10 protein-coding genes and 1 pseudogene are annotated in these 12,486 nt (G+C 39.0%); all 11 read right to left on the bottom strand.

Annotated elements, in window-relative coordinates; all coding sequences use genetic code 11:
* Window positions 1–31 precede the first annotated feature (31 nt).
* Window positions 32–451: a GNAT family N-acetyltransferase gene (locus tag CHI06_RS02060; protein WP_179292507.1), complete on the bottom strand. Its 420-nt coding sequence runs from the start codon at window positions 449–451 to the stop codon at window positions 32–34.
* Between the two features lie 12 nt (window positions 452–463).
* A complete protein-coding gene (locus tag CHI06_RS02055; RefSeq protein ID WP_095246754.1) occupies window positions 464–922 on the bottom strand; it encodes a GNAT family N-acetyltransferase in 459 nt (152 codons plus the stop codon).
* 57 nt (window positions 923–979) lie between these two features.
* Window positions 980–2,248, bottom strand: coding sequence for an MFS transporter (locus CHI06_RS02050; RefSeq protein ID WP_095246753.1), 1,269 nt, complete (start codon window positions 2,246–2,248; stop codon window positions 980–982).
* Window positions 2,249–2,459: 211 nt separating this feature from the next.
* Window positions 2,460–3,215, bottom strand: coding sequence for a class I SAM-dependent methyltransferase (locus tag CHI06_RS02045; RefSeq protein ID WP_095246752.1), 756 nt, complete (start codon window positions 3,213–3,215; stop codon window positions 2,460–2,462).
* Window positions 3,216–3,488: 273 nt separating this feature from the next.
* Entirely contained in the window at window positions 3,489–4,475 is a 987-nt protein-coding gene (locus CHI06_RS02040; RefSeq protein ID WP_095246751.1) for an NAD(P)-dependent alcohol dehydrogenase, read from the bottom strand.
* A 178-nt stretch (window positions 4,476–4,653) separates the two neighbouring features.
* Window positions 4,654–6,153, bottom strand: a complete 1,500-nt coding sequence (locus CHI06_RS02035) for a malate:quinone oxidoreductase (protein WP_095246750.1) — start codon at window positions 6,151–6,153, stop codon at window positions 4,654–4,656.
* A 333-nt stretch (window positions 6,154–6,486) separates the two neighbouring features.
* Window positions 6,487–7,224, bottom strand: a pseudogene (locus CHI06_RS02030) (GMC oxidoreductase); the annotation flags it as partial.
* Window positions 7,225–7,510: 286 nt separating this feature from the next.
* Window positions 7,511–8,464 (bottom strand): N-acetylglucosamine kinase, encoded by a 954-nt coding sequence (locus tag CHI06_RS02025; RefSeq protein ID WP_095246748.1) that lies wholly within the window; start codon window positions 8,462–8,464, stop codon window positions 7,511–7,513.
* Complete coding sequence (argH, locus tag CHI06_RS02020) at window positions 8,457–9,980, bottom strand: argininosuccinate lyase (RefSeq protein WP_095246747.1); 1,524 nt, start codon at window positions 9,978–9,980, stop codon at window positions 8,457–8,459. Before argH ends, CHI06_RS02025 begins: the two co-directional genes overlap by 8 nt.
* Before the next feature lie 23 nt (window positions 9,981–10,003).
* A complete protein-coding gene (locus CHI06_RS02015; protein WP_095246746.1) occupies window positions 10,004–10,735 on the bottom strand; it encodes a creatininase family protein in 732 nt (243 codons plus the stop codon).
* Between the two features lie 15 nt (window positions 10,736–10,750).
* Complete coding sequence (locus tag CHI06_RS02010; RefSeq protein WP_095246745.1) at window positions 10,751–12,478, bottom strand: ABC transporter permease; 1,728 nt, start codon at window positions 12,476–12,478, stop codon at window positions 10,751–10,753.
* Window positions 12,479–12,486: the final 8 nt, after the last annotated feature.

The raw sequence follows: 12,486 nt of genomic DNA, 5'->3' as shown, positions 1-12,486 counted from the left end.
TTTCTCCTGTATAAAGAAATGCGTATCAGTATTATTTAGTAGGTTTGAAAAACCTGTGAACGGTTACCCCTACAAAGACAAAGCCATAATGAATTGCTCCCCAATCCTTCCGACTTTCCTTCTCCCTGTATCTTGAATTCAACAGCTCGGTATCAGTTTCGGCAGATACCGATGGGTACATCATCAAAATAAAACTGATCATTTTACTGCCAATCCCTTTTCCTCTTTGCTCAGAAGAAACAGCAATATGTTTAATTTCGCATAGATTTAAACTACTAATCTCAACCCCAATACAGCCTAAGGTTTCCCCTTCCAACTCGAATGCAAATAAGGTTCTGTTCGGGAAATTTATGTAATTCTCATATTCTATTTCGACTTTTTCCTTTGAGGTGGCTAAGGATAGTAGTTGTATAATGGAGGGATGAATGGTGGCCGCGTCTACTATTCTCACGCCGTTCATCTCTTAAATACCAGTACTTTTTTCATAAATTTTCAAATGCCCTCCACTTGGTCCATAGGCAATCCCGTTTGGTTCCCATCCGTATTTTTCATAATAATTTTCAAGATCCGTTGTCAAATAAAGCTTCTTATACCCATGTTTAGCAGCCTCACTCAAACCGTGTTCCAAAAGCTTCGCGCCGATTTCTTGCCCCCGATATTCTTTATCGACGAATAGGCATGCAAGCCAAGGACATAAATCCTGGCGGCTATTAATATCATTTCTCAAGATAGCATATGAGCCAATAATATTTCGATTATCTACTGCGACATAGAATCTTGGAAGGTCTTCTGATGTTTCAGCGGAATGAAGAATACAATCCTCGTAAAACTTATAATTATCTTCTGTCCCCCAAACGTTCCAAAATACCTCAATGCCTTCCTTCAAAAATTCATTCCCCTTTTGAAGCTCAACAATTTTCATATACATATCCCCCTTGTACCTTTCTTACATTGTGTCAGTCACGAATCACGTAATTCATTATAAAGCATTTAACACGACTTTTTCTTCCGTTTTTTCCTCTTTGATCATGATGACCCCTACCAATCCCATCAGAGAAAACAGAACAGGAATGATAAACCCATAATGATATCCAATATTGATAGAATCTTGAGGAAAAAAATCTAGTACCTTTCCGAAAACAATCGGCAGCAAAACAGCACTTATAAATCCACCCATATTGGAGAATCCTGTCACAACCCCTACCTCTTCAATAGGAAAGGATTTACGCACCACGGCAAATGTCAGTGCACTTGCACCATTTCCAAAACCTATGAGGAATAACAAAATGACTACTAATATAAATGAAGGGTTCACACCTGATAGAACCAATCCTCCCCAACTTAAAAAGGTAACGATGTGAACAAAGGTATAAACTTTTTTCATAGCCCCTAGTCTGCTTGTAATCCAGCTAATTAAAGGGCCGCCAAGAATGGCTCCAAAAAGACCATACATCATTAGCTGGCTCGCTTCTGAACGGGATAAATCCAGTACATGGATTCCATACGGAACTCCCCATGAACCGATAAATCCCACATACGCTCCAACTAGCCCAAAGTGACATAGAAACGTTGCCCAAGCTTGACGTGCGGCAATAGTTCGACGTAGAATCACCCAAACACTTTCTCTATTTTTGGCACTTTTCTTTTTCATTTCGATATCAACATTAAAGATTCTTTTAGGTTTCAATACAAGGACTGTATATAGAAAATAAGATAATAATACTAAAATGATACCTATCGTGAGAAAAGGTGTTCTCCAACCTGCGAATGAAATCCACACAGAAAAGGGAACAGTAGCCATTAATGAGCCTAGGCTCGAAAAAAGCGAGATCACACCCAATAATTTTACAAATTCGTTGGCTTTAAACCACTGGCTCAAAATGATAACCAGATTGACAAAAATCATCGAATCTCCTATACCAACCAAAAACCGAGAGAAAATCAAAACATATTCATTTGGCGAAAAATTGTAAATAATGCAGCCTAATCCAGTAAGAATGGTGCCCAAAATAAGAAATCGATTGGGACCATATCTGTCTGATAATAAGCCAACCGGTATTTGAAATCCTGCATAAGCAAAAAATTGAAAACTACTCATAAGACCTATAACAGCCGCTGAAACATGAAAATCCTTCATTAACTGATCCGTTATAAGTCCTGGAGCAGTTCTCTGGCTTAATATGATAAAATAAGCCAATAAGACGGTACTAAAAACGACCCATCTATAGCTGCTTTCCTGTTTGTTCATTTTTAAAATCCTCTTCCGTTTGTATTTTTCAACACTATCTAGCTGTTAAAAACATTATAAACTAAACAAACCTCTAATAGGGAATATCTGTCTTTACTTGAAGGTTTTATTATATTATTTCCATATCCTAGATTCAGTAAGAAAGCAGAGCAAATTCATAGATATGAATTACTCTGCTTATATATTGTTTATGGATTGATATTTATTTACCTTACACTTTTCCTAGATAACTTCGAGTATAATTCGGCATGACGATTTTTCCATTATGGCTGTATTTTTCAAATAGATTTGTGATGGCTTCAACAAAGAATTCAAATTCCTTGTCTGATTCTTTAAGTGAATAGGAAGCTGAGAGGTTCCTGCCCAAGAATCCTTCAAAATCCATGACTAAATCATTAGGAATCTTTGTATATTCAAATTGTCCATCCCGAAAAAATTGATTAAATATTTCCCCTCCTTCTCCGATTCCACCGCTAAACCCATAAAAATTCGGACAATATTTTTTAATAATCTCAGCATTTTCCTTAATCAGCAGGCTGGTAAAATCCCTGCTATTCCAAACAAGCGCCACCTTTGCTTCCTGCTTCAAAATCCGTTTACACTCTAATTTGAACTTCTCTTGGTCAAACCAATGAAATGCCTGAGCTGCTATAACCAGGTCGATACTTTTGTCCGGTAAAGAAGTTGCTTCAGCTGACCCTTTAATAGAAGTAAAAAGTTCATACTGTTGTAGGTCTTGTTCAGCTTTTTTTCTCATGTCATCATTTGGTTCCACCGCTACAACGCTGATTCCTCTCTCAAGTAGCTGCCGTGTTAGAATGCCTGTCCCTGAACCAATATCTGCAACCCTACTAGTCTCATTCAAAGAATTTACTGAAAGTAAATAATCGATATACTCAGTTGGGTAACTAGGGCGAGATTTTGAATACACATCTGCCTTCCCGCTGAATTTATCTGTTGGTTTCATATGAAATTCCTCCTTCGCATGATAAGGTCCTCGATTAACGAAAATGCCATAAAAACGGAATAACTAATATTAAAACTCTTTCAGATAAATTATATATAGAAGTTATACACTTAAGGTCATAATCGTATTTAGTTTTGTTTCGCTCTCTCAATCATTTTGCCTTTCCTCCTAAAAAATTAAAGTACTAACATGTTCCTTTACTTCTACAAAAAAAAAGCATTTCTCCTTCATGAAGAAATGCTTCGTTAGTTATTTGATAGCTATATTATGATCTTAGGATTTATTATAATCTTCTACAGTTATGACGACATTTCCCTTTTTGTGTCCTTGCTCGACATATCTATGGGCTTCAACGATTTCTTCGAACCTATAGTTTCTATCAATGACCACTTTTACACTGCCGTTTTCCACTAGTTCTTTAAGGAAGTTTAATGCTTCTGCAGTCTCAGGTGAATTTCGACTCAATATTAATTTCTTGCTGGTTGTCAATTGTGTCCATAGCATTCTAGCGCTTGGCAGCGGTTCAGTGACATTAATATAGGTACCGTCTTTCTTTAACAGTTTCATGCAATTTGTAAAGGAACTCTTGTTTACCGCTTCAAAGATGACATCATACGTTTCACTGTTACTAGAAAAATCTTCTGTGGTGTAATCTATTACCTGATCAGCGCCAAGTGATTTTACTAACGCTAGATTCGAAGTACTGCAAACCCCTGTAACTTTAGCTCCAAAATACTTTGCAAGCTGTACTGCGTAACTCCCTACACTTCCTGAAGCACCATAGACCAGAACCTTTTCTCCTCTCTGGATGTCAGCTTTTCTAAGAAAAAATAAGGCAGTACGGGCTCCTATCGGAATGGCAGCTGCTTCCTCATAAGTGATATTAGAAGGTTTTATTGCGACAGGACCATCTTCCTGCAGACACTTATATTCGGCATAAGCACCGAAACCTGTTAGAGATGCAGCAAAAACCTGGTCACCTTCCTTAAATCTTTTGACATCCTTCCCAACTGACTCGACTACTCCAGCTAACTCCATCCCCAATACTTCTTTTTTCGGTTGCTTGAACCCAAGAGTTATACGTGCCGGCAACCAAAAAGCCGAGGGAACAATAAAACCTCTTGACCGAATATCTGCTACTGTTACAGTTGTCGCTTTTATTTTGACCAATATTTCATTTTCTTTAGGAATAGGTTTTTCTATCTCTTTCAATTGAAGAACATCTGGGGGACCATACTTTGTATAAACAATGGCTTTCATTCATCTGCCTCCTAATCGCTATAGTTATAAATATCTATAGTTACAATTAAATAGAACAATGGTTTTATAGTATTTGGAATTGAATATAAAAAAGCAGAAAATTTACAAGTTGGGAATAAAAACTTGCAAATTTTCTGCTCTTTGATTATTTTGCTCATTATTTTCAGCAGCAAATGACCTAACTATAAGCCAGCTCTTTTTCTGTTAGACCGAGCGACTGCTCAGTCGATGAATGAATTTCGCGAAGCAAATCTGGATTTTTCATAAGTGACACGCCGTAAGAAGGAATCATTTCTTTGATTTTCGATTCCCACTCATTAATATGTTGTGGGAAGCATTTTTTGATTACTTCAAGCATTACCTGAACGGCAGTAGAAGCACCCGGAGAAGCTCCTAGTAATGCTGCGATCGAGCCATCAGAAGAAGTAATGACTTCCGTACCAAATTGAAGCGTTCCTTTGCCTGCCTCAGTATCTTTAATTACCTGTACACGCTGGCCCGCCACGACTAAATCCCAATCCTCACTTTTAGCGCTCGGGATAAATTCACGTAACTCTTCCATGCGCTGCTCTTTTGATAACATCACTTGCTGAATCAAGTATTTGGTCAATGGCATTTCTTTTGCACCAGCAGCTAACATCGTTAACACATTATTCGGCTTTACGGAGGTTACTAAATCGAGCATTGAACCCGTTTTTAGGAATTTTGGTGAGAATCCGGCAAATGGTCCAAATAACAATGATTTCTTATTGTCGATAAATCTTGTATCAAGATGAGGCACAGACATTGGCGGAGCGCCAACCTTCGCTTTTCCGTATACCTTTGCATGATGCTGCTCTACAACATCAGGATTATTACACACCATAAATATTCCACTTACTGGGAAACCACCAATATTTTTCCCCTCAGGTATACCGGATTTTTGCAGTAAATGCAGACTGCCTCCTCCGCCTCCGATGAAGACGAATTTTGCAGTATGGCGTTTGACAGTACTGCTAAATCGATTCTGCACTTTCAATTCCCACAAGCCATCGCTGGTGCGTTTAATATCATTAACACTATGATTGTACTTAATATCTACATTTTTACTCTCTAAATGGTTAAATAACATGCGCGTTAATGCACCAAAGTTGATGTCCGTTCCAGAGTCAATTTTTGTTGCCGCAATAGGTTCATTCCATACGCGACCTTCCATAATAAGCGGAATCCATTCCATCAGTTTTTCCGGGTCTTCCGAAAATTCCATCCCTTGGAAAAGAGGATTTTTTGTGAGCGCTTCAAAACGTTTCTTTAAAAAAGCTACATTTTGTTCACCTTGTACCATACTCATATGAGGCAATTGTCTGATAAATCCCTGCGGATTCTGTATCAGCCCGCTGTTTACAAGGTAGGACCAAAATTGCATGGATACCTGGAACTGCTCATTAATTTTTATCGCTTTACTAATATCTACAGATCCATCCGGTTTTTCGGTCGTGTAGTTAAGCTCGCACAGTGCTGCATGCCCAGTTCCCGCATTATTCCATTCGTTTGAGCTTTCTTCTCCCGCGTTTTCGAGTTTCTCAAATACTTTTATTTCCCATTCTGGTACTAATTCTTTTAAGATGGTCCCTAAAGTGGCACTCATGATTCCGGCGCCAATTAATATGACGTCTGTTTTAGTTTCTCCGTTGCTCATTTTTATCAACCTTTACACTAAAATTTGAAAAATATAGGTGTTACACGCCTTTTCAGCCTCTTTTACCACTATATTAAAGTGTATTACATGATTTATAAATTAATTATATACTATTATATGATAATTATAAATTATTTAAAAGATTTAAAAAGAGAGAAGTCCTCAACAAGTTCTAAGAACCAAAAAAATCAAAGCCTAAACCAAGTTTTTGCAATGGTTAAGTCTTTGGTCTCCCTATGGTTATGGCTGCTGATTTTTACTATTTTAGAAGATTTCCTCTTCTTCATCGATGATCGAAGTGGCTGTTCGTCTAAATTCGGATAATGTTTTTCCAAACTCTGAGGCGCCAACTACAAACACATTTTCAGCTTCCCATATTTGCGAATAATTATTTACGGCAGATGAATTTGGGTCTGCGCCCATGATGATACCGCCTGTGTTATGAGTGGATTGATAGGTGGTAATATTATAAGGACACAGTTCCTCCATCTTATCGATATGATCCGCGCCCATTTCGTTCATGATTTCTTTGCATCGTTCCGATAAATACTTAGCTAGTTGGCGGTCTTGCTCTTCAAAATCATAGGTAATCCGAATTAACGGATCGCCAAATTCATCCTTGTATGTCGGATCAAGGTCAAGATAATGATGCTTAAATGGCATACTTGCTCCTTGTCCGCCAACGGATAAAACCCGATTTGCATATTTGACCGAATTAGCTTTAAATTCTTTACCCCATGAAGGAGTACCTTTTGGGACCTTGTTAAAATCATCCACCGTCATGCCGAGTGCACCTGCACCAGCAAAAGTATTAAATTCTTCCTTTTCAAAGAAGCCGGTTGCACTTCCTTTTTGGACTTGGTAGGCATAATTTTTCCCAATCACCCCAGTCCCAGACACCGGGTCATATGGACGGCCAACGCCCGATTGTAATAATAACCGAACATTATTAAATACATAGCTTGTTAACACCACAATATCTGCAGGCTGTTCAATTTCTTCCCCCGTTGTTGTATCCATACACATGACTCTGGTTGATTTATTACCGGATTTCAACACGCGTCTAACATTGGGGGAAAAAAGACAAACAACGGATAAACATGGGGGGACCTCTCATGATTGAAAAGATTAAAAACAATTTAAAAGCAGACTCCGTTCCATATGATACCGTTTCACAAGATATTATTACGCTTGTAAAAATGACGAGGGAAAAATAAGCAGTATTGGAAGTGCGGGGATAATAAATTGCAGCGATTTTCTAAGGTTCGACCTTAAAAAATAAAAACGAGTGTTTCACGGTTTTCTTGACACCGATGAAGCACTCATTTTTCATAACCCTCATTCATCTTTTTCCCACTTACTGCAGACTGCTACAGTAATTCAAACCACGCTTGATAATGTAACAAATCGGTTCTTCGATAGATGTGATGATTTTTACATTTGGAGCAATTTGTTGAATTCTTTCACTAACTTGGTCTTTTATATAAGCATTGTGAAAGAAAACTCCGCCTTGCAAAATTAATTCAAAATCATCCTGCTCGATACCACCTTTTACAATAGCTGTTTTTAGGAGCAGTATTAGTTCATTCACTGCATGATCTAAGATTCGTATACTAACTGCATCCCCTAAACGATAAGCCTCATCCACTACAGCAGCAAGGGCTCCAACATCGTCAACAGAATAGGATTCACTATAAGTCCAATTATATAAATCCTCAATTTTATCGAAACTAAATTTATCCAATACAAGCCGAGACAAAATCGTTTCTTCTCCACGTCCATCCTGCATTTTTAAAACAGACTGAATGGCTTGTTTTCCAATCCAATAGCCGTTTCCTTCATCACCAACTCGGTGTCCCCACCCACCTGAACGGACAATTTGTTTATTCCCGTCATGAGCGTACACAATAGAGCCTGTTCCGGCGATTAAGAGGATGCCAGCTTTATCTTGGGTAGCTCCTAATAAGGCAGATAGGCAATCATTTTCTACTACTAAACTTCCAATCTCGATCGACAATTCATTAACTGCATGCTGAACCACATCTGCTACGACTTTTTCATCCTTTGCCGTATCAATTCCAGCTAGTGCAAATACTGCTTTTTCCACAGCCATCAAACCACCTGCGTCTTTAAAGGCAGCAAGAATAGCTTCAACCAAAGCCTCTTTGGCAGCTTCCACCCCTACTACCTGATAATTAGAAGCACCTGCCTTTCCTTTACCAAGAATTGTTCCATTTTCATTAACAAGGACAGCCAATGTTTTCGTGCCGCCACCATCGACCGCGAGCAGTTTAATGGTGTTCTTATTCATGTGCTCCAGTCCAATTCGTAATAATCTCCTTAACCTTTAAAGTGGATGAAGTAAGGTGATCTTGTCTCTCATTTAACCAGCTTGCTAATTCTTCCTGTTCCTGTATTCGGACTTGAATTGTTTTTTCCATTCTGCTTGGGCTAGGTCCACCTTGTAAATCACGGATTTGAACAAAGTATTCAGGGCTTAGGCATTGTTTTAATTCTTCTTCTGTTAGAACAGATTTCTTTCCTGCTACATTTTTTGATTGATCGTTTAAAAGTTCCAAAGTTAAGGATTCTAATGATGTTTTTCCGTTATTCATCAATTCCTTAACCGTTAAACTAACCACATGGTGGGCCTGACGGAAGGATAATCCATCTTTTCGGACAATGGTATCGGCCAATTCAGTCACATTTGCAAAGCTTTCTTTTGCTCTTTTCAGAAGGGTTTCTTTATTAACCTCCATCGTGAGTAAAACAGACGTTAATAAATCATAAATTCCGCCTAATCTTTCAATTGCTTTCCAGATATAAGGCTGCATATCATCCTCTGTATCAACAATATCTCCAAAGGGTGTATTATGGACCATTAGTAAGACTGTTTGACAATCCCCTGCTACACTAGATAAAAGGGCCCTCATATGCTCAATTGAAACCGGGTTTCGTTTTTGCGGCATGATTGAACTAATTTGCACGTATGGTGCCGAAAGAAGAAATGCACCATACTCCTGTGTACCCCATAATAAGAAGTCTTGCATGGATCTTCCTAAATTTAGTGCTGATAACTGAACAGCGGTAGCACTCTCCGCTATATAATCTGCGCCTGCAACAGCATCCCAAGCATTATCAATCATCTCCTCGAAACCAAGGAGTTCTTTCATACGTTCTCGATTAATCGCAAATCCTGATGTTGTTAAGGCAGCTGCTCCCATACTACTGCGATTGACCGTTTTGTAGGCTGCCTGCATCCGATAGATATCACGTGTAAGCATATCGGTCATCGCATTTAAATAATGACTCAATGTTGTTGGCTGCGCCTGCTGGGTATGTGTATAACCGATCATCACGGTTTCTTTATGTTCATCTGTCAATTCGATAAGGGCCTCGCGAAGGTTTAACGCCTTTTCCACCAATACTAAAAGCTTCTTACGCAGGGTCATGCGGTAAATCGCAATACCCATATCATTTCTGCTTCTTGCAATATGAAGGTTTCCAGCAATATCTCCTGCATCTTCAATTAAAGAATGCTCGACTTCAAAAAATAAGTCCTCAAATTCACCAGTGTAGCTTCTTCTTTTAACATCTTCCATATCCAAGTTAGAAACGGCTTTCGCAATTTTTTGAGCCTCTTCTCTTCCAACAAGCCCTTGTTCTACGAGCATGATCAAATGGGCATTATGAATCTCCACCATTGATTCAATAAATTGTTGCTTTGCTTCATCATAGGCTGGTTCAAGAACCATGGATGTATAGGTTTTAGAAGGAAAAGTTGTACCTTCTTTTTTTAAAATTAGCTCTCTAAGTGAGGGTTTCACATTGGTCAATCCCTTCGAGTTGATTAGTATTCAAGCCAGTTTTTGATTAAATCATTCATATTTACCGATGCTTTTTCAACAATTACCTTGCCTTTTTCATAAGAGGTTTGCTGAATAAGCCCTGTATAACCATCCCATGCCTTTGGAGTTCCTTCTACAAGAATGTATGGGTAATTAGAGAGAGGATGCTCCTCTTTAAACTCTTTATCCGCATCGATTACATGTACTAAATCAGGACGAAACGCTTTCACAGCAGACATTTCGTATGGTCCGCCATGCCCTCTGCCTTTTGTACCTTCAAAACCAATTTCTTCTGCAGCGTCGATTGCAACCATTTGCCACCAGTTCACTAATAAGAAGCTTGCGTCCGGATGCTTGCCTGTTACATATTCCGCTACCGTTCGAGAAACTCCCATATTTCCGTCATGTGCATTCAGTAGAATAAGTTTCTTAATGCCCTGCTCAATAATTCCCAGCGTAATATCAATTAAATATTCTTGAATTATGCTTGGACGAATCGGAATGGTCCCTTTATATTTGTTGGTTTTTCCAGGACAAGCTGTATAAGGAACCGTTGGGAACACGGCACCGCCTAAGCTAGAATCAATCAGATTTGCAAATCCTTCTGCTAGAACAATATCCGTCCCTAAAGGGGAATGCGGACCGTGGTACTCAAAACTCCCTAATGGAACAACAGCAAATGTTGCCTGCGCAAGCGAATGTAGGTCTCTTCCATGAACATCACATGCTTTCAATGAGATCCCCCCCTTTTAAATGGCTGATCCTGCTTTTCCATCTGTTATTTTTTGCGAAACAAAAAGTACTATAATAATCAGAATGATTTGCAGCACACCGTAGGCGCAAGCTGTTCCGAATTGGAAGGCATACATTTTTTGGAAAATCGCAACAGATAACGGCATAGTTGAGGTACTATAAATTAAGATGGAGGCAACAAATTCCCCTATCCCTTGAACCAAAGCCAGCAAGGTTCCTGCGAGAATACCCGAGAAGGCCATTGGAACAACCACTCTTCTAAACGTGTACCACCAATTTGCACCTAAGCTTCGTGCCGCTTCCTCTATAGATTCATCCATTTGCATCAATGCTGCGGAGGTCGAACGGAAAATAAGTGGTAAATGCCGGACAAAATACGCTAATGGTAAAATCCAAAAAGTACCAATTAAGACTTGATTAAAGCTGAATACACTAGGTTCACTAAATGCAGCAATTAAGTTAACCGCTACAACGGTACCAGGAAGTGCCCATGGAACCATAATTAAAATATCCAGTAAGGCTTTTCCTTTAAACCTCGTACGTACCATGGCATAGGCAGCCGCCACACCGAACAAAATATTTCCGGCTGTTGCCACAAAACTCATCTGTAAACTGTTCCATATTGGACGCCATGTTCGCTCATCCGTAAATAAATCAATATAGTGCTGCAATGTATAAGCAGTTGGAATCACTTGAACCGTCCATTCCCCGTCTACGGAAAAAGAAATCAGGACAAGAACAAGGATTGGAAGCATTAATATAATGACTCCTATAAATGAAAGAAACATAGACATGTATTTTGCAAATTGGGAACGTAATTCGGTGCGATGAACACTGATTCCCTTACTTTGGTTTTGATAGTTCCGTCGTCCTTGGTACCATCTCATTAAAATTAAGAAGGAAATGGATACAATCGAAAGAATAGTAGATTGTGTTGCTGCCATATCGAGACTTCCATTTGTACGAGATAAATAGATTTGCATCGTCATCGTCCGTTCCACACCAAACATTAATGGAGCAGTGTAGGACGCCATTGAAATCATAAATACAAGTAAGGAAGATGCGATTAACGCCGGAGTTAACATAGGCAGGATAACCTTCAACCAAATGCGGATTCTTCCGGACCCAAGGCTTGTTGCTGCTTCTTCCAAGGAAGGATCGAGACCTTTAATCGCTGCTGCTGCAGTTAGATAAAAGTACGTGTACATGGTGAAGGTATGAACAACGATGACACCCATAACACCTTTTAATGAAAACGGTACTTTTTCAAGATCAAGTAGTACTTGAAAAGCCCTTGGGATAATACCACTTTCACCATAAAGAAAGGTAAAAGATAACACACCTACAAGCGGAGGCAATGCCATCGGCACCAGAATTAAGACCGAAAGCAGTTTTCTTCCTGGAAACTCGTATCGTTCCATTAAAAAAGCCATGGTGACACCAACAATAGCACAGGTAATCACACTGATGACCGAAATATATACACTTGTCCAAAGCGCTTCAAGGTTGGCAGTACTTGTTAAACCAAAAAAGCGTTGGTAATTTTCGAGAGTTCCTCCTTCTTCACCCACTACACTTTGAAGAAAGGTTTGGTAAAATGGATAAATAACATACGCTAAAAGAACTAAAAACAGTGGTGAAATTAAAACATAGACAAAATATTTTGAACGTGTCAGCCGAGACCACCAGTTATCGTGCACGGCCCTATTTTGATTTGCACTCATTCTTTCAC

Source organism: Bacillus sp. 7884-1, assembly GCF_002272245.1.
In the GTDB taxonomy this organism is placed as follows: Bacteria; Bacillota; Bacilli; order Bacillales; family Cytobacillaceae; genus Neobacillus.
Note: the sequence above shows the minus strand (reverse complement) of the source record. Positions and strands in the feature narration are given on the sequence as shown.